11 protein-coding genes and 1 pseudogene are annotated in these 19,850 nt (G+C 65.3%); 9 read left to right on the top strand and 3 right to left on the bottom strand.

Going from position 1 to position 19,850, the window contains the following annotated elements:
• Together U1872_RS21785 and tcmP are read left to right on the top strand one after the other, a co-directional pair.
• A pseudogene (locus U1872_RS21785) lies at positions 1–933 on the top strand (Ti-type conjugative transfer relaxase TraA); the annotation flags it as partial.
• A gap of 352 nt (positions 934–1,285) precedes the next feature.
• Positions 1,286–2,227, top strand: coding sequence for a three-Cys-motif partner protein TcmP (tcmP, locus tag U1872_RS21780; protein WP_332794982.1), 942 nt, complete (start codon positions 1,286–1,288; stop codon positions 2,225–2,227).
• Here tcmP and U1872_RS21775 read toward each other — a convergent pair.
• Both U1872_RS21775 and U1872_RS21770 read right to left on the bottom strand, forming a co-directional pair.
• Positions 2,154–2,939, bottom strand: coding sequence for a DUF5131 family protein (locus U1872_RS21775; RefSeq protein WP_332794981.1), 786 nt, complete (start codon positions 2,937–2,939; stop codon positions 2,154–2,156). The two genes, tcmP and U1872_RS21775, sit on opposite strands and share 74 nt — an antisense overlap.
• A gap of 165 nt (positions 2,940–3,104) precedes the next feature.
• Positions 3,105–4,814, bottom strand: a complete 1,710-nt coding sequence (locus U1872_RS21770) for a type ISP restriction/modification enzyme (protein ID WP_332794980.1) — start codon at positions 4,812–4,814, stop codon at positions 3,105–3,107.
• 749 nt (positions 4,815–5,563) lie between these two features.
• Between U1872_RS21770 and U1872_RS21765 the strand changes: the two genes are divergently transcribed.
• From U1872_RS21765 to U1872_RS21735, 7 genes are all read left to right on the top strand, one after another.
• A complete protein-coding gene (locus tag U1872_RS21765) occupies positions 5,564–6,244 on the top strand; it encodes an ABC transporter ATP-binding protein (RefSeq protein ID WP_332794979.1) in 681 nt (226 codons plus the stop codon).
• On the top strand, positions 6,234–8,762 hold the full coding sequence (locus tag U1872_RS21760) for an FtsX-like permease family protein (protein ID WP_332794978.1): 2,529 nt from the start codon (positions 6,234–6,236) through the stop codon (positions 8,760–8,762). The genes U1872_RS21765 and U1872_RS21760 overlap by 11 nt, the downstream gene beginning before the upstream one ends.
• Positions 8,762–9,826, top strand: coding sequence for a lipocalin-like domain-containing protein (locus U1872_RS21755; protein ID WP_332794977.1), 1,065 nt, complete (start codon positions 8,762–8,764; stop codon positions 9,824–9,826). Before U1872_RS21760 ends, U1872_RS21755 begins: the two co-directional genes overlap by 1 nt.
• 425 nt (positions 9,827–10,251) lie before the next feature.
• Positions 10,252–11,565 (top strand): efflux RND transporter periplasmic adaptor subunit, encoded by a 1,314-nt coding sequence (locus U1872_RS21750; protein ID WP_332794976.1) that lies wholly within the window; start codon positions 10,252–10,254, stop codon positions 11,563–11,565.
• Between the two features lie 11 nt (positions 11,566–11,576).
• Complete coding sequence (locus U1872_RS21745; protein ID WP_332794975.1) at positions 11,577–14,699, top strand: efflux RND transporter permease subunit; 3,123 nt, start codon at positions 11,577–11,579, stop codon at positions 14,697–14,699.
• Between the two features lie 4 nt (positions 14,700–14,703).
• Positions 14,704–18,030 carry an efflux RND transporter permease subunit gene (locus U1872_RS21740; RefSeq protein ID WP_332794974.1) on the top strand — a complete coding sequence of 1,109 codons (3,327 nt, stop codon included), beginning with the start codon at positions 14,704–14,706 and terminating at the stop codon, positions 18,028–18,030.
• Positions 18,027–19,484, top strand: a complete 1,458-nt coding sequence (locus U1872_RS21735; RefSeq protein WP_332794973.1) for an efflux transporter outer membrane subunit — start codon at positions 18,027–18,029, stop codon at positions 19,482–19,484. The genes U1872_RS21740 and U1872_RS21735 overlap by 4 nt, the downstream gene beginning before the upstream one ends.
• Here U1872_RS21735 and U1872_RS21730 read toward each other — a convergent pair.
• A partial coding sequence (locus U1872_RS21730) for a hypothetical protein (RefSeq protein ID WP_332794972.1) occupies positions 19,481–19,850 on the bottom strand: 370 nt, incomplete at its 5' end. The two genes, U1872_RS21735 and U1872_RS21730, sit on opposite strands and share 4 nt — an antisense overlap.

The raw sequence follows: 19,850 nt of genomic DNA, 5'->3' as shown, positions 1-19,850 counted from the left end.
TACGCCGCCACGATTCACAAAGCACAGGGGATGACGGTCGACCGTACGCATGTGCTGGCCACGCCGGGAATGGACAGTCACTCATCCTATGTTGCGCTGTCGCGGCATCGCGAAGGTCTGGACCTGCATTACGGCAAGGATGACTTTGCGGACCAAGGCAAGCTGGTCCGCACGCTATCCCGCGAGCGCGCGAAAGATATGGCCAGCGACTACGGGCATGGCGCGACCCCGGAACGCGACTTCGCCGAGCGGCGCGGGATTACCGTGCGCGAGCGCATTGCCGACATGGCAAACGCCGTGCCGGCGAAAGTGCGCGGGATGTTCGACGGCTTGCGGCTGTCGGTGAAAGCCCCCGAACCGCAAGTGCAAGAGCCGCAGGAGAGCGTCGCTGCGGTGCGCGATCGTGCTATCGCGCGGCATGCGCGCGCGGTGCAGGCGATCTTCACGATGCAGGACCGCGGCGGCGACGCCACGCCAGATCAGCTGCGCGATCTCGGCGAGGCGAGGCGCGATCTCAACAAACTTCGCCAGCATGCCGCGACCGACGCCGAGAGCGCCTATTCGCGGGACGCGTCGCTCGCGCCGGAAGCTGCTGGTGGCGATACGGAACGCGCGCGGCTTGCGATCATCCGCGAGCGCGAGGTGCGCACCAATCCTGAACTTCGGGCCGACCGGTTCGTCGAGCGCTGGAATCGTCTGAGCGCCGGGGCAGAACGTGCCTACGCATCGGGCGATTATGAACGCCGACGCGCGTTTCAGGATGACATGCGCGGCATGGCGAAATCGCTCGAGCGTGATCCGCAGATGGAATCGATCCTTGCCAACCGCAAGCAGCTGCTCGGCATCCAGTTCGAGACTGGCCGCAAGCTCGGCGCCGAGCTCGCTTTCCATCAGGGGATCGATTTGGGTCGCGGCCTCGGAATAGGAATGTAGGGCCACCCGCCCTCCCCGCCCCCCGGCACAAGGCGGGGGAAAGCACGCTCCTCATCCTTGCGGACGGTCAGAATTTCAGTGCAACGGGTGCTGCGGACAGGCTGCTATCAAGGTGATTTGGGTGGAAAACGGACTGGCCGCTTTCGGGCGGCGCTCGCGGTAACCTCCCTTTCGTACACGCGGCCGGTTGGGGACCGGGCGGTGAGGCGACAAGCAATTCATGTTCGATGCTCGTCATTCAGCGGACATACGCCGGGCGACCAAAGATATACTAACCCCAGACCGGCTAAGATCGCCGATTGTTCGTTCGGTATTCGTTCTCTACGATGGTCACCGCTAAGGAGAGACTCTCATGGCCGTGATCAGTGTAGAGCAAGGGCATCGGTTTGGCGGGGCATGGACCGAGCTAAAGCTCGACGCGGTCCATTATTATTTGGGCTTTTTCACACGCGTGCTGGAAACCCAGCCATTCGATCTGTGGTATATAGATGCGTTCGCCGGATCGGGTACGCGGACGGTTGAAAAAGAAACCGGCGGTCTTCTTAGCGATACGCCAGTCACTGAAGAGACCGAGGAACTTGCAGGGTCGGTGCTCAGGGCCCTCGCTGTGGACCCTCCATTTAACCGCCACGTCTTTATCGAGGGTCAAGCATCGCGGTTTCGTGAGCTTGATGCCATCCGAAAGGCCAGACCCGATCAGAAGATTGAATGCCGGCACGGCGATGCCAACGCCGAGTTACGATCAATATTCACCTCCGCCCCATGGCGTAATCAGATCGCCGGGCGGGGTAAACATCGTGCCTGCGTGTTTCTCGATCCGTATGGGATGAATGTCGAGTGGGAAACCCTACGCTTGCTCGCGGACACAAAAGCAGCCGATGTCTGGTATCTCTTTCCAGTGCTCGCGGTCACACGCCAGCTTGCATGGGACATGTCGCGCGTGAACGAGAGCAAGGCGTCGAAGCTCGATTCCATCTTCGGAACACTCAATTGGCGTGAGGAGCTGTACAATACTCACGTGTCGGTCGACTTGTTTGATACAGTCGTGTCGACTTCCGTGAGAAAGGTTACGCAGCCACAAATCGAAGAATATGCCAGAAAGCGTCTTGGTACGCTTTTCCGCTACGTATCGGAACCGTTGCCGCTAATCGCAGATGGCAGGGGACAGCTTTTTTCTCTCTTTTGCCTATCGAATAGCGCGAGCGATCCCGCAATTGGCCTCATAAAGAAAGGTGTAAAGGCGACCCTGAAGAAGTATGGCGGCGCGGCATCTCGTCATATGTCCGGCCGTTAAGCAGGCGGCCCGCAGCTTTCTTGTTGCGCCCGCCCCATTGCTTGAAAAAGAAAGCGGTGCGTGTTTCACGACACATTTCCTCGATCTCGTGTACCCAATCCTCCAACATCGGGCGCGCACGCGGGCCGCTTTCGCCGCCAACAATTGCCCAATCGATACCCGTGATATCGGCGCTGGCTACCGAACCGATGAGGGGCTCGAAAGAGATGAAGCGGACCGCCGCGGGCGTTAGACGCAGATCACCGATCCGTCCAATAACTGCCGCGTCCTCGACACTGGTTCCGATCCATACGTTTGGCAGCACCAAGAAGCCTGGCGATGACAGCACCGTGCGCATCCGCTCCGGACGCTTCGTCAGGATCTGGTACGTGTGCTGCGGCGTATCACGCATCACGTCCCAAACCTTGCAGATGAAAGCAGTTTCAACCGTTTCATGGAACAAATCGGACATCGAATTGACGAAAACGGTTCGCGGCATCCGCCACGATCGCGGTGCTTTCAGTGACTTTTCGTCTTGGACAACCGTTCCGGTCCATACGTAGCGGTCGCCGCTCTTACGCGTCAGGCCCGCATATTTTTCTACGCCCATAGCTTCGAGCCGCGCTGCCATACGCATAGCGTAGCAATTGGTGCATCCCGCGGTGGCAATGGCGCAGCCAGCGACAGGATTCCAGGTGACGTCCGTCCATTCGATCGGCGACAACTGGGCCATTTGAGATCTCCCTTTGGAACGAATAGGGAACATACCGCTAATCGTGGGCTTTGTCTTCCTCTATCGGGCTTGTCAAGCACGGCAAAGGCTTCTCTTGCTCGCATGATTCCGCACGCGCTGGTGCGTCTGATACCAATCCTCGCCCTTCAGTAATAACGCCCGATCTCATGGTTTCAGGCGAGTGCCTGCGATCAGTGGCCCGTCGCAAATGCGTGCGAGAAGGTCGGCCTGTTTGGGCTCGAGGGTGACAAGGAGCGCCAACACGTTGAGCACATTGATCAACTCGCTTGTGTATTCGGGCAGCCATTGGTCAGGCTGGATATCGCCGAGCGGTGACGGTGAACGCTTGTCTCCGATCTGTGGGCGTTCGCGGTCCTTTTTGCGATAGCTGAACCACTGCCGCAGCACGCTTTTGCCCGACATTTCATAAGCCCACACCGCGGGCGGAACGTTGTCGATGAAGCCGGTACCAATTTTGAGTCGTCGTTCCGCGGCATCATAGTCGATAGTGTCGGGAAAACCCTCAGGCGTTGAAGGAATTCGGCCCTCTTTGGAATATATCGGCAAATCCGCCGCAGCGCGCGGCGGGCCGGCGGGATGCCCCTCGGCGAAACGCTCGCCGAAGCTGTGCAGCCAGATTACCTCGCGTCCGATCGTCGCCGTTTCCGCGAACAGCGTCGCGTCGGCGGTCAGCGGCACGCGTAGCCCTGGCCGAATCAGGTCGCCCCGGAAGCGCTCGATGTACGCGGGGTGCGCGAGCAAAGCGGCGACATAAGCGAACACATCGACCGGATCGACCGGCGCGCCATAGGTTCGAGCCAGTTCGGCGAGTACTATCGGCGAGATGGTTGACTCCGTGGCGGTGGCGTCTTTCCAGAGCGCGAACACTCGGCCGCCGAACGAGCCCTTGTAATGATCCTGATCGGGGATCAGCGATGTGGCAGAAATGGCTGGCCCAGATGTCGGGCTACTCGCCATTAGGCCCGTCAGGAAAACTTGTTTGGAGCCGTAAGACGCCCAAATTTTTGGTCGGGGATCATTTAGAAGGCGCGAGTCAGCCGGTATCCATTGGCGATCGAACGAACGAAAACCGTAGCGCACTGGCGTGACGATCGGTTGATCGTCGTCGATTATCGGGACCGCTCTGAGGGGATAGGTGCCCAGTTGCTCTTTAACGAACTTTCGGATGTGGCGGGCCGATACCAAGCCTTTTCGTAACTGAGGGTGAAGAAGCTTTTCCTTGATGACGTCGTCTTTCTCACCCGATAGCGCTGCCCATCGCTGTTGAAGTGTGCCGGTGTCAGGAGATACCGCCCAGGTGCGCCCCGGCATAACGCCAGATCCCATGTCCCCAATCACCGCATCCAGCGCCACATAATCACCCCACCCCCCGGCGAACTCCGGCAGGAACGGCGCCCGCGCCTCACTTGAGCAGTCTCGCCAGCCCGCGCTGTCGAGCGTCATCTCTGCCAGCTCGGCGAACTTCGCGCCACGCCGCCCCTTGGCCAGCGCGCGATAGCGCACGCGCGCCGGCGTTTCGCTCCCCTTGGCGGTGGATCGTGACGCCAGCACGATGCACACCGGATGCTGCACTCCCTGAAAGATGCGCGACGAAACATCCGGCTGATGCCCCTCGGGCGAACAGTCGATCACCCAAATCTCGTCGCATTCGCGGCGCAGGTCCGCGCGCATCTTCTGGAACCCGGGCCCATTCAGAAACCCGGCGACAGTTATGTAGCACACCAGGCCGGATAGTTTTTCCTCCGCCGGCGGCGTCCGGTCGCGCCCGCCGCCACCCTGTTCGAACACCTTCCACGCGGCCCAGCGCCAGAAATAGACATAGAGGTTGCGCAGATGCTTCGCGTGCGCGCCCACACCGGAGGACCAACGTGATCAGCTTTGTTTTGCGTTCGCCCGTGAGGTCGAGAGGCTGGAACTGTTGATTGCCGCGTAACCGGTACAGCCGTTTGCCGTGCCGGCGAAACCGCGACTGCAAAAATGCCACGCCGCAAGCGATAGCGGTGAGCAGAAGACTCGCGGTGCTGGCAAATGCTGTAAATAGGCGTCGAAACGGGACTCCCGTCTTCTGCCAGGAAACCTACTGGCAACGCTTGATATTATAAAGTTTGAAGGGGGTCCCAAGCGGCGCCGATCAGAGCCCAAGAGAGGCTCCGTTCTGCCTTACACCACAATGGCTTAGCCGTATTTAGGCGGCGGCCCTGTTTCGACGCCTATTCACAAAGCGCCTTTCGCGAAGAAGGGGTAGTGCTACTCGGTTACGGCTCGGAACAGAAGTCTACTATCTGGGGGACCTTCAAGCCGCCCTTTTAAATTTTCGCATTCTGTCGGCCAAAGTCATGATCGTCATGGCGCGGCGATATTGGGTCACCCCCGATCGACATTAATGAATGGCAGGGTTTGGGAAGTGCAAAAGGTGCCGCGAGCGGCCGACTCTGGGTCTTCCCAGCACGAAGTTCGTAGCAATTGTCGATCAGATGGTGATGGCTTCGTCGCCTTAGTATCGTGCCTGAAAGCCCCCCGGTAGCTTTTGAGCGTCAGAGGTTTGCGCCGATACCCAGTATGATTGATCTTGTCGGCGCATTGGCAACCGGCGACAAGCGAGGATGGCTGATCCTTCCCTCCTGACGGTGCGCGCGCTCGCAAAAAGCGTTCCCGGCCCGCGCACGCTGTTTCGCGGCCTCGACTTCACGGTCGGTGCCGGAGAGATCGTGGCGATTACTGGCGAATCCGGCGTCGGCAAATCGACGCTGCTCAACATCCTCGCCGGGTTGGACGACTCCGATGCGGGCGTGGTGGCGATCGAAGGGATCGCCCTCGGCGGCCTTGACGAGACCGCGCGGACCCGGCTGCGGCGCGAACGGATCGGCTTCGTTTTCCAGGCTTTCCACATCCTGCCGTACCTCACCCTAGAGCAGAACGTCGCGCTCCCGCTGGCGCTGGTCTCGCCCGACGCTGTGGCGGCGCAGGTCGAGGCGGAGGCGATGCTCGCCGCGGTCGGCCTTGGCCGGCGCGGCGGGGGTTATGCGCGCGACTTGTCGGGCGGCGAATTGCAGCGCGTGGCGATCGCGCGCGCACTCGTCCATCGGCCGGCGCTCATCCTCGCGGACGAGCCGACCGGCAACCTCGATCCCGAGACGGCCGGGCGCGTGCTGACGCTGTTCGCCGATGCCGCGCGCGAGCGTGGCGCAGCGGCGGTGCTCGTCACCCATTCGGACGCGACCGCCGCGATTGCTGACCGCGTGCTGATGCTCACTACCGAGGGCCTGGTCGAGCGTGCGCGCTGAGCCCGGTCTGTGGTCGGGGCGGCTCGCGCTCGGCTGGCTGATCGCAGGCGAGTGGCGATTTCATCCCGCGCGCTTCCTGGTCACTGCGGTAGCGATTGCGGTGGGGGTCGCGCTCGGCTTTGCAGTGCATCTGGTCAACGGCTCGGCGCTGGCGTCGTTCGACAGCGCGGTGCGCGGCGTGAACGGCTCCGCCGACCTGAGCGTGAAAGCGACCAGCCGGCTCGGGTTTGAAGAGCGCCTTTATCCGCGCGTAGCGCTAGCCGATGGGGTCGTGGACGTAAGTCCCGTCGTTCAACTCGAAGCGCGGATCGGCACGGCGCGCGTGACGCTGCTTGGGCTCGACATCCTGCGCGCTGCTGCGGTGACTCCGACGCTGATCGGGGTCCGCCCGCAGGGGCCGGGGGCGGAAGGCGCGGCGGTGTTCGACGAAGCGGCCGTCTTCCTGTCGCGCGGGGCACTCGAGCGTAGCGGCGCGAAGCTTGGAGCGGTGGTCACGATCGCCGCGAACGGGCGCGTCGTGCCACTGCGCATCGCCGGCACGCTCCCCGGGGTTGCCGACAGCAGCGCAGTCGCGGCGATGGACATCGCCGCCGCGCAGTGGCGGTTTGACCGGATCGGACGGCTCGATCGGATCGATGTGAAGGTGGCGGATCGCCCGGCGGCAGATGCCGCGTTGTCGAGGGTCATGCCCGGCGACGCCGTGATCTCGAGCGCGCAAGCACAGTCGCTGCAGGGTGACGCGCTGTCCCGCGCATACCGTGTCAATCTCGACATGCTGGCGCTCGTCGCGCTGCTGACCGGCGGATTTCTGGTCTATTCGGCGCAGTCGCTGTCGGTCGTCCGACGGCAGCGGGCCTTCGCGCTCTTGCGCACGCTCGGCATGCCGCGCGCCGGGGTGGTCGCGGCCGTCGTGGCCGAGGGCGTGGCGATCGGCGTGATCGGATCGGGCATTGGGCTGGCGGCGGGTTATGGGCTTGCCTGGGCTGCAGTGCACTGGCTGGGCGGTGACCTCGGCGCCGGCTATTTTCGCGGCGTGGGGGCGAGGTTGGTGTTCCAGCCCTTGGCGGCGCTCGGCTTTTTCGCGATCGGCCTGCTTGCGGCGGTTGCCGGGAGCGCTGTTCCGGCGCGACTGGCGGCGCGCGCTGCGCCGGCGGCGGCGCTGAAGAATGCCGGCGACGTGCTTGATCCGCGCCAGCGCGTGGCGTGGTGGCCGGCTGCCGCTTTGCTGCTCGCAGGCAGCGCGGTGTCGCTGCTGCCGCCGGTCGCACACTTGCCGCTGTTCGGCTTTGCCGGAATGGCGCTGCTTCTGGCCGGTGGCATAGCGGGGGTGCCGTGGTTCGCGCGGGCGCTGCTGGGGCCGCTCGCCCGCCGTGCGATCGGCACGGTGCCACGGCAGCTCGCGATTCGGCATTTGCACGGTGCGCCAGGCGAGGCCGCGACCGCGCTGTGCGGCATCGTCGCCTCGACCGCGTTGATGATCGCGATGGCGACGATGGTGACGAGCTTTCGCGGCGCGGTCGACGACTGGCTCGGCCAAGTGCTCAGCGCCGATCTCTATATGCGCACCAATGCGGGCGCGAGTTTCGACCCCGCAACGCGCGCGAGACTTGCCGCGACGCCCGGTGTCGCGCGTATCGCCTTCGGACGACAGCTTCCGCTGACCATCGCGCCCGATCGTCCGCCGATCGCGCTCGTCGCGCGGCCGCAGCGCAGCGTGGAGGATCCGCAGTTCGTGCTGATCGCCCGCGCGGACGCGGTGCCAACTGGAATACTCCCGATTTGGGTGTCGGAGCCAGCCCAACGCCTTTACGGCTGGCACCCCGGCGACGTGATTCGCTTGCCGATCGGCGGCGGCTCGCGCTTCGCAGTGGCGGGGGTATGGCGCGACTATGCGCGGCAAGGCGGCGCGGTGCTGATCGACGAGGCCGACTATCAGCGTCTGACTGGCGACACGGGACGCGACGAGGCATCGGCCACGCTCGTGCCGGGCAGCGATGCAGCAGCGGTAGTGCAGGGTCTGCGCACACGATTACCACCGGCGCTGCGCGGCCCAGTCGATATCACTCAGCCGGCGATGCTGCGCCGGTTCGCCTTGACGCTGTTCGACCGGAGTTTCGCCGTGACCTATCTGCTCGAGGCGATCGCCATCCTGGTCGGCTTATCCGGTGTCGCGGCGACCATGTCGGCGCAAACGCTGGCGCGCGAGCGCGAATTCGGGATGCTGCGCCATCTCGGTCTTACGCGCGGCCAATTGAGCGCGATGCTGGCGACCGAGGGGGCTATCGTCGGACTGACCGGCGCGCTCGCCGGGATCGGGCTCGGGTTGGTGCTGGCGCAGGTGCTGATCCATGTGATCAACCCGCAATCTTTCAATTGGACGATGGAAACACGCATTCCGGTCGGGACGCTGGTCGCGGTGGCCGCGGCGCTGACGGGTGCGGCAGCGGTTACCGCCGTGCTGGCAGGCCGTCGCGCGACATCGCGCAGCGCGGTGCAATCGGTGCGGAAGGATTGGTGATGCGCGTGTCCCCACTGGTTGCGCTGCTCGCCGCCTCGAGCCTGACCGCGTCCGCGCCGATGCCCTATCCGGTGGTGAAGCCCGGCGTCATGCTGCACTACCCGCGCGATCACGGGGCGCATCCGCCGTTCCGCACCGAATGGTGGTATGTCACCGGCTGGCTGCGCACCGCAGAGGGCGCCGATCTCGGCTTCCAGGTCACCTTCTTCCGCATCCGGCCGGCGGTCGATCCGGCCAATCCGAGCCGCTTCGCCGCCGGGCAGGTCCTCTTCGCGCACGCCGCACTGTCGGACCCGAAGATCGGGCGGTTGCTGCACGGCGAGCGGTCCGCGCGGGCGGGGTTCGGCTTGGCAAGTGCCGGAACCGCCGATGCCGACGTCACGATCCGCGACTGGAGGCTGCGGCGGAGCGCCGACGGGCGTTGGGCGACGAAAGTGGGGGCACCCGACTTCGCGCTTGCGCTGACCTTCGTGCCGACCCAGCCGCCGCTGCCACAGGGCCAGGGCGGGTTTAGCCGAAAGGGGCCGCAGTCCGAGGCGGCCAGCTACTATTATTCGATCCCGCACCTCAAGGTCGCGGGCAACGTTCGGCGCGGTGGCACCTCGGTTGCGGTAACCGGAGAGGCTTGGCTCGATCGCGAATGGTCCTCGAACTATCTCCAGAGCGATGCGCAAGGGTGGGACTGGACCGGCCTCAACTTCGATGACGGCAGTGCCCTCATGGCCTTCCGTATCCGGCGCAAAGCGGGCGGGACGCTATGGGGGGGCGGATCGCTACGCCGCGCCGACGGTACGATCGTCGTGCTGGCACCTCGCGACGTGGCGTTCCGCCGATTGGCGCAGTGGCGCAGTCCCGTGACCGGAGCGGTGTATCCGGTAAAACAGGAGCTTAGTGTGCGGTTGCCAGATGGCGTGCATCGCTGGCTGCTAACTCCGCTATTCGCAGCGCAGGAGCTTGACGCGCGGCGGAGCGGCCTACCGGTCTATTGGGAAGGCGCGGTGCGGACCACGGGTGGGCGCGGATATCTTGAACTGACTGGATATGACCGCACGCTGACAATGTGAACCCGGCTGCGTGAAGGATGCCGCAGTTCGTTAACGGCGTTATGCAACGTGATGTCCGCGATTCTGAGCCATTATTCGCCCCTGATGTACAGTCCGGTCGGCATGGGATTGAGGACTCGCACCATTGTCTCCAACTCGTTCCACGCGGATGCTTGTGTAATCAAACTTGTCCCATACGCGATCAACGAATGACCGCTTCTAACAGGTGTTCAAACCCTCCTGAACGTCCGCATCTGGGTCAATCGGATGGTGAGAGTCAGCTACGACGCGGCTCCATGCCAGCTGAAGGTCCTGACGGAGATTAGGCTTTTAGCATCGCCCGCGAGGAACGAGCACGCTGATCGGCAAGATTTGCGACAATTGAATGATTGACACGACCGACCCGCCGATGCGGAAGCAGTTGCAGATTGCTGCGGAAGCCCGACATGCCCGAGTACGAAACGAGTACCACGCCCGACGCGACACGCCCGGATGCGACGCACCGACTGGGGACGCGCGGTCGGACGATCAGTTGGATCGCCGGGCTTGGCGGCCTGCTGTTGCTCATTCTTTTGGCAGTGTGGCTGTCGCAGTCAGGTTCGGCCGCCGGAGGTGCCGGTGGGGGTCGGCGCGGCGGCGGCGGCGGCCGGGGAGGCGCAGGCGCAGGCGCAGGCGCAGGCGCAGGCGGGGGCCAGCCGACGACGGTGGCAACGGTCAAGGCGAGCGCCGCCGATCTGCCGGTGGTGGTCGAGGCGCTCGGCACGGTCACCCCCGCCGCGACGGTGACGATCCGCCCGCAGGTCTCGGGCACGATCACCAAATTGCTCTATACCGAGGGGCAGCTCGTCAAGAAGGGCGAGGTGCTCGCGATCATCGATCCGCGGCCGTACCAGGCGGCGCTGCTGCAAGCGAAGGGCGCGCTGATCCGCGACCAGGCGCAGCTCGCCAATGCGCGCGTCCAGCTGAGCCGCTACACTACGCTGCTCGGCCAGGATTCGATCGCGCGGCAGGACGTCGATACGCAGGCGGCGACCGCCAAGCAGCTCGAGGGCACGATCGCGATCGACCAGGGCGCGGTGCAGCAGGCGCAGATCAACCTCGGCTTCACGCGCGTGCTCTCCCCGGTGTCGGGCCGCGTCGGCCTGCGCGTCGTCGATATCGGCAATTACATCGGCGCGGGAGACGCCAACGGCATCGCGGTGGTGACGACGCTCCAGCCGATCGACGTCGCGTTCGCGGTGCCGCAGGACCAGGCGCCGGTGATCGCCCAACGGATCGCGCAAGGCGCCCCGATCCCCGCGGTCGCGCTCGACCGGACGCGCACGCAGACGCTCGACCAGGGGCGCTTCTCGACGCTCGACAATCAGGTCGATACCTCGACGGGGACGATCAAGGGCAAGGCGCGTTTCGCCAATCCCGCAAACCAGCTCTACCCGAACCAGTTCGTCAACGTCCGGCTGACGGTCAACACCGCACGCCAGGCGATCACCATTCCGCCGGCCGCGGTCCGTTCGGGGCAGGACAGCGCGTTCGTCTGGCTGCTGAAAGGCGACCGCACCGTTACGCAGCGCAAGGTCACCACCGGGGTGACCAGCGCCGACAAGGTGCAGATCCTCACCGGTCTGAAACTGGGTGACACCGTCGTCACAGATGGCGGCGACCGGTTGAGTGAGGGCGCCAAGGTCGCGCTACCGGGCGACAAGCCCGCCGCGCGCGGTGCTGGCGGTGGGCGACGCAGGCGCGGCGGGCAGGGCGGCTGAGCGCCAGTGTGATGAGCCCGTCCCGCATCTTCATCCTCCGTCCCGTCGCGACCGCGCTGCTGATGATCGGCATCGTGCTGGCGGGTTTCGTCGGCTTCCGCATGCTGTCGCTCTCGGCCTTGCCCGAGGTCGATTATCCGACGATCGAGGTGACGACGCTCTATCCCGGCGGCAGCCCCGAGGTGATGAGCCAGACTGTGACCGCGCCGCTCGAGCGCCAGTTCGGCGAGATGCCGGGCCTGTCGCGCATGGCCTCGAACAGCACCGCGGGCGCCTCGGTCATCACGCTGCAGTTCGGGCTTTCGGAGGGCCTTGACGTCGCCGAACAGGAAGTCCAGGCGGCGATCAACGCGTCGTCGGCCTTGCTCCCGGCCGATCTTCCCGCGCCGCCGGTCTATGCCAAGGTCAACCCGGCCGACGCGCCGATCCTGACGATTGCGGTCAGCTCGGACACGATGCCGCTGACGCAGGTCCAGTCGATCGTCGACACGCGCCTCGCGCAGAAGATCAGCCAGATCAGCGGCGTCGGGCTCGTCTCGCTAGCCGGCGGGCAGAAGCCGGCGATGCGGATCCGCGCCGATACCCAGGCGCTGGCGAGTTACGGCCTGTCGCTGTCGCAGCTGCGCACCGCGATCGACAATGCCAATGCCAACAGCGCGAAGGGCAGCTTCGACGGGCCCAACCGCTCGTACCAGATCAACGCCAACGACCAGCTCGAGAGCGTCGACGACTATAAGACGCTGATCGTCAGCTACGCCAATGGTGCCCCGGTGCGCCTGTCCGATGTCGCGCAAGTGTCCGAGGGCGCCGAGAATGCGCGGCTGGGCGCGCTCGCCAACACGACGCCCGCGATCATTCTCAACGTCCAGCGCCAGCCCGGCGCGAACGTCATCCAGACGACCGATGCGATCAAGGCGCAGCTCCCCGTGCTGCTCAAGAGCTTGCCTGCTGGCCTCAAGGCAACGACGCTCGCCGACCGCACGACGGGGATCCGCGCCTCGGTCAGCGATGTCGAGTTCGAGCTGGTGCTCGCGGTCGTGCTCGTGGTTCTGGTGATCTTCTTTTTCCTGCACTCGGCGCGCGCGACGCTCGTCGCCGGGCTCGCGGTGCCGATCTCGCTGATCGGAACGTGCGGGGTGATGTACCTGCTGCACTACAGCCTGGATAACCTCTCGCTGATGGCGCTGACGATCGCGACCGGCTTCGTCGTCGACGATGCGATCGTGATGATCGAGAATATCCAGCGCCATATCGAGGAGGGGATGGAGCCGTTCGAGGCGGCGTTGCAGGGCGCGTCGGAGATCGGCTTCACGATCATCTCGCTCACCGTCTCGCTGATCGCGGTGCTGATCCCGTTGCTGTTCATGGGCGATATCGTCGGGCGGCTGTTCCGCGAATTCGCGGTGACGCTGGCGATAACCATCCTGATCTCGGCGGTGGTCTCGCTGACGCTGACGCCGATGCTGTCGGCGCGCTGGTTGAAGCGCCCCGCCGACGAGAAGAAGAGCCGAATCGCTGAGCGCTCGGCCGCCGCCTTCGGCTGGGTCGAGCATCATTACGAACGCGGGCTCGGCTATGTGCTCGACCGCCGCTTCACCACGCTGATGGTGGCGATCGCGACCTTCGCGCTGACCGTGTTGCTCTATCTCGTCATCCCCAAGGGGTTGTTCCCGACACAGGATACCGGCCAGCTCCAGGCGCGGCTGATCGCCTCGACCAGCGTTTCGTACGACAAGATGGCGTCGCTCCAGGCGCAGGCAGCGAAGGCGATCCTCCAGGACGGTTCGGTCGCCTCGCTGTCGTCGTTCGTCGGGGTCGACGGGTCGGACAATGCCACGCTCAATTCGGGCAGCATGTTCATCAACCTCAAGGAGAGCCACGGCGCGCAGGCCGACGTCATGCAGCGGCTCAAGGATGCGGTGGATCGCATTCCGGGCGTCACGCTCTACCTCCAGCCGACGCAGGACCTGACGATCGACGCCGAGAGCGGGCCGACGCAGTTCCGCTTCTCGGTCGAGGGATCGAACACTGCCGACGTCAATGCGGAGGCCAAGCGCATCGCCGCGGCGCTGCAATCGGTCTCCGAGGTGCGCAACGTCACCACCGACGCGGGCGCGCAGGGGCAGGCGGCGTATATCAACATCGATCGCGATTCGGCGGCGCGGCTCAACATCACCGCGTCGAGCGTCGACGATGCGCTCTATTCGGCATTCGGGCAGCGGATCGTCTCGACGATCTTCACCGAGACGACGCAATATCGCGTGATCCTCGAGGCGGCACCGGGCCTGCTGACCGACCCTGCCTCGCTCGGGCTGCTCCACGTCCAGGCGTCCGGCGGCGCGACGCCGCTCAGCGCGATCGCGACGATCAAGGCGGGGACCTCGCCGCTGCAGGTCAATCACGTCGCGCAATTCCCGGCGGCGACGCTCGGCTTCGACACCGCGCCGGGCGTCTCGCTCGGCACCGCGGTGAATGCCGTCCAGGCGAAGATCACCGACCTCAAGCTCAAGACCGGCGTCTCGACCAGCTTCCTCGGTGCAGCGGGGGCCTTCTCCTCGTCGCTGTCGAACCAATTGTACCTGATCCTCGCGGCGATCGTGTGCGTCTATATCGTGCTCGGCGTGCTCTACGAAAGCTTCATCCACCCGCTGACGATCCTGTCGACTCTGCCCTCGGCGGCGGTCGGCGCATTGTTCGCGCTGTGGATCACGGGGCATGATCTCGACGTGATCGGGATCATCGGGATCGTGCTGCTGATCGGCATCGTTAAGAAGAACGCGATCATGATGATCGACTTCGCGATCGCCGCCGAGCGCGACGAGGGGCTCGCGCCATTCGAGGCGATCCGCCAGGCGGCGATCCTGCGCTTCCGCCCGATCCTGATGACGACGCTCGCTGCGCTGTTCTCGGCGGTGCCGTTAATGCTCGGCAACGGCGAGGGGGCGGAACTGCGCCGCCCGCTCGGCATCGCGATCTTCGGCGGGCTGCTCGTCAGCCAGTTGCTGACGGTGTTCACCACGCCGGTGATCTATCTCTATTTCGACCGAGCGCAGCAAGCCTTCGCCAGGCGCGGCTGGGGTGCCTACAAATCCCCCGACGTCGGTCCCGAATCCGAAGCGCACCCGTCGCGGTGATGGCGTGAACCTCTCCGTGCCCTTCATCCGGCGGCCGATCGCAACGGTCCTGCTGACGATCGGGCTTGCGCTCGCCGGGATCGCGGCGTTCTTTTCGCTGCCGGTGGCACCCTTGCCGCAGGTCGATTTCCCGGTGATCAGCGTCTCGGCGAGCCTTGCCGGCGCGAGCCCCGACGTGATGGCGCAGAGCATCGCGACGCCGCTCGAACGGCGGCTGTCGACGATCGCCGGGGTCAACGAGATGACCTCGTCAAGCTCGCTCGGCTCAACGCGGATCTCGCTGCAGTTCGACCTGTCGAAGAACATCGACACCGCCGCGCGCGAAGTCCAGGCGGCGATCAGCGCTTCGCGCGTCGACCTGCCAGCCACGCTCCGGCAGAACCCGACCTATCGCAAGGTCAACCCGGCGAGCCAGCCGGTGGTGACGCTCGCACTCACCTCGGACACCCGCACCGCCGGGCAGATCTACGATGCGGTGTCGAACATCATCCAGCAGCGCATGGCGCAGATCCCGGGCGTCGGCGATGTCGAGCTGGGCGGCGGGTCGCTGCCGGCGGTGCGCGTCGCGGTAAATCCGCTCGAGCTCAATTCCTACGGCATCTCGATGGAGGATGTCCGCGCGGCGATCGAGGCGTCGAACGCCAATCGACCCAAGGGGCTGATTTCGGGCAAAGACGGCCGATCGTGGCAGATCTACACCAACGCCGCGGGCAAGACCGCCGCCGATTATCGCCCGCTGGTGGTGGCGTGGCGCGGCAGTTCGGCGGTGCGGCTGGGCGACATCGCGACGGTCAGCGACAGCGTCGCCGATACGCGCACGCTCGGCCTCTACAACGGCAATCGCGCGATCATCGTCAATATCACCCAGCAGCCTGGCGCCAACCTCATCCAGATGGTGGACAAGATCAACGCCGAGCTGCCTGCCTTGCGCGCGCAATTGCCGCCCGACATCAAGCTCGACGTGGCGATGGACCGCACCAATTCGATCCGCGCCTCGCTGCGCGAGATCGAGATCACAGTGCTGATCGCGCTGGTGCTGGTGATCGTCGTCGTCTTCGCCTTCCTGCGCGACGTCCGCTCGACGATGGTCCCGGCGGTGGCGACGGTCGTGTCGCTGCTCGGCACCTTCGGGGTGATGTATTTTCTCGGCTTCTCGCTCAACAATCTCTCGCTGATGGCGATCACGGTGGCGACCGGCTTCGTCGTCGACGATGCGATCGTCGTGCTGGAGAACACCACGCGGCATCTCGAGGAAGGGATGGGGCGGATCGACGCGGCGCTCCGCGGTGCGGCCGAGGTCGGCTTCACCGTGCTGTCGATCAGCGTCAGCCTCGTCGCAGTGTTCATCCCCTTGCTGTTCATGGGCGGGATCGTCGGGCGGCTGTTCCGCGAATTCGCGGTGACGCTGTCGGCGGCGGTGCTGATCAGCCTCGTCCTGTCGCTCACCACCACGCCGATGCTGTGCGCCTGGTTCCTCAAGCCCCGCCCACGCGAGGGCGAGGCCGTGAAGCAGCCGGGCGGCGTCGCGCGCGGGCTCGAGCGCGGCTATCAGCGCGTCGAACGCGTTTACGAAAAGGCGCTCGACTGGGCGCTGGCGATGAAGCCGCTGGTGCTCGTGCTTTTTGTCGGCGTGCTCGCGCTGACCGCCTATCTCTACGTCGTCGTGCCCAAGGGCTTCTTCCCGCAGCAGCAATCGCCGCTGCTGATGGCGGGGGTGCGCGCCGACCAGAGCGTGTCGTTCCAGGACATGCAGGTGAAGCTTAACCAGGTCGTCGGCATCATCCACAAGGACCGCGCGGTGCAGTCGGTGATCGGCTTCACCGGGGGGAACCGTGCGGGCAGCGCGTTCATGATGGTGGCGTTGAAACCCGTCGGCGAGCGTCACGGCGTCGCCGAGCCCGAGATCATCGCGCGGCTGCAGCGCAAACTCCAGCCTATCGCCGGGATCCGCCTGTTCCTCGCGCCGGTGCAGGACCTGCGGATCGGCGCGCGGCAGGGCAATTCTTCCTATCAATATACGCTCGTCGCCGATAGCACCGCTGCGCTCAAGACCTGGTCGAAGAAGCTCAACGACGCGCTGCAGGCCAACAAGAAGCTCGCGAACGTCGACAGCGACTATAGCGAGAATGGCGTCGAGAGCTTCCTGACGATAGATCGCGACAGCGCGGCACGGCTCGGGATCAGCTCGCGCGACGTCGACAATGCGCTGTACGACGCCTTCGGCCAGCGCAGCGTCGCCAACATCTATGAGGATATCAACCAGTACAGCGTCATCCTCGGCTGGCCGCAGGAGATGACCACCGGTCCGCAGGCGCTGACCGACGTGCGCGTCCCCGCCAACGCCGATGCGGTGATCGCGACCGGGCCCAATGCCACCGCGCTCAACGGCACGACGACGGCGACGGTTGCGACGACCAGCGCGACCGGCGTCGCCGCGACCGGCACGGGGACGGCAGGCAAGACCGCCGCTACCGCGACCGCCGCGGTCGCCACCAACCCGGCGCTGCGCAGTCCATCGACCGGGTCCGCGCTGAGCAACACGCCGCGCACGATGGTGCCGCTCGACGCGATCGCCTCGATCGGCCAGGCGGCGACCGCGGCAAGCGTCAACCATGACGGGACCGAGGTCTCGACCACGCTCTCGTTCGATCTCGCGCCCGGCGTCGCTCTGTCCGACGCGCAGGCGACAATCACCGATGCCGAGGCGCAGATCGGCATGCCGACCACGGTCCACGGCAAATTCTCGGGCTCGGCGGCGACCTTCCAGGATACGCAGAGCGGCCAGCTGCTGCTGATCCTCGCCGCTTTGGTGACGATCTACATCGTGCTCGGCATCCTCTATGAAAGCCTGATCCACCCGCTGACCGTGCTGTCAACGCTGCCCGCGGCAGGGGTAGGGGCGGTGCTTGCGCTGATGCTGTTCAAGCTCGATTTCTCGATCATCGCGCTGATCGGCGTCTTCCTGCTGCTCGGCATCGTCAAGAAGAACGCGATCCTGATCATCGACTTCGCGATCCATGCGCAGCGCACGCGCGGGATCAGCGCGGAGGCGGCGGCGCGCGAGGCAAGCATCTTGCGTTTCCGACCGATCCTGATGACGACGATCGCCGCCGCGCTCGGCGCGCTGCCGCTCGCGATCGGCTTCGGCGAGGGAGCGGAGCTGCGCCAGCCGCTCGGCATCGTCATCATCGGCGGGCTGATCGCAAGCCAGGTGCTGACGCTGATCACGACCCCGGTCATCTATGTCTGCCTCGACGGCCTCGCCAAACGCCGCCGCCGGACCACCCCCCGTGCTGCCAATCGCGGCACCCTTCGCGAGCTTCCCGCATGAAACCGATCCGCCCTTGGTCCGCCCTCCTCGCCAGCGTCGCGCTTGCCGGGTGCTCGCTAGCCCCGCCCTATGCGCGGCCGACCAGCCCCGATGCAACGCAGTGGAAGCCGGTCGACGGCTGGCAGCCCGCCGCGCCCGGCGACGGCGCGCCGCGCGGCGACTGGTGGAAGGATTTCGGCGACGCGACGCTCGACGATCTCGTCGTCCGCGAGCATGCGCACAACCAGACGCTCGCGCAGGCCGAGGCGACCTATCGCCAGGCCCGCGCGCTCACCCGCGAGGCGCGCGCGAGCCTCTTCCCGACGGTATCGGCGACCGGATCGGTGACGCATTCGGCATCGGGCGGATCGCGCACGATCGTCACCAACGGGGTCAGCTCCGCCGCAGGCGCGCGCGCTTCCACCAGCTACAATGCGGGACTTTCCGCCAGCTGGGCGCCGGACCTGTTCGGCGAGATCCGCAACACCGTCGCCACCCAGCGCTTCACCGAACAGTCGCGCGGCGCCGATCTCGCCTCGGCGCAACTCGCGCTCGATGGCGAACTGGTGACCAATTATCTCGGGCTGCGCGCATCCGATGCGCAGATCGTCAGCCTCGCTGCGACCGTCGCGGCGTATCAGCGCTCGCTGACGATCGCGACCAATCGCTACAATGCTGGCATCGTCGCGCACAGCGACGTGTTCCAGGGCCAGTCGCAGCTCGCCTCGGCGCAGTCCGACCTCGAAGGCGAAAAGCGCACGCGCGCGCAGCTTGAGGATGCGATCGCGACGCTTATTGGGGAAAACGCCGCCGTGTTCACCTTGCCGGCAATCGCCGACTGGAAGCCGGTGATCCCGACCGTACCGGTGGCGCTCCCCTCGACGTTGCTCGAACGCCGCCCCGACATCGCCTCGGCCGAGCGGCTGGTCGCCGCGGCGAATGCCCAGATCGGCGTCGATCGGGCCGCGTTCTTTCCGTCACTCAGCCTCAGCGGGAGCGGGGGCTTCAACAGCGACACCTTGTCGAGCCTGTTTAACTCGGCCTCGTCGCTCTGGTCGGTCGGCGCGTCGCTCGCGCAGACGATCTTCGACGCAGGCGCGCGCCGGGCGCGTGTCGCGGGCAGTCGCGCGGCCTATGACGCCGCGGTCGCCAATTATCGCCAGGTGACGCTCACAGCGTTCCAGGCGGTGCAGGACAATCTCGCCGCGACCGCGATCCTCGCGCGGCAGGAGGCGTTGCTGACCACCGCCTCGGTCGCCGCCGACCGAAGCGAGGCAGCCGTGCGCTTCCAGTATCAGTCGGGCATCGTTGTCTATTCGGACGTCGTCACCGCGCAGGCGACCGCGTTCGCCGCCCGCCGCGCGCTGATCCAGATCCGCGCCGACCGCCAGACGACCGCTGCGGCTCTAGTCCAGGCGCTGGGCGGCGGGTGGTCGGGGGTATACGGTACGACCTTTGGACAAAGTTATCCTTAGGCGAAGAAGCCGGAGGCAGCGATTTCGTGCTCGAGTCTAGATGTGGCAACATGCGGATGCCGGAGCCTGCTGGGAACTGACGCTAAATGAGCGTCACGGTCGAAGGTCCCGCGACTCAAACCAAACGTCTGCTTATCGGTCTTTATTCGTGAGGAAATCTCGGCCTTAAGCCTTCTCCTGGCGAAAAGCCTTCCGTCCTGCGAGCTGAACGGGCGTCTGCTATTGGGAAGCAAGTAAGCTCTGCGGAACGGCGGCTTCTCTATCGCGGCCTGAGTCAACAGGCGCAGGCCACTTCCCGCCGCCGCGAGTGCGCCGGTCTGACGAATTGGTAGGCAACGAAGTTCAAATACTGTTTTCTGCCGAGCT

It is taken from the genome of Parasphingomonas frigoris, from assembly GCF_036663815.1.
Taxonomy (GTDB): domain Bacteria; phylum Pseudomonadota; class Alphaproteobacteria; order Sphingomonadales; family Sphingomonadaceae; genus Sphingomonas.
The sequence above is the reverse complement of the archived record's forward strand: the minus strand, read 5'-3'. Positions and strand labels throughout refer to the sequence as shown.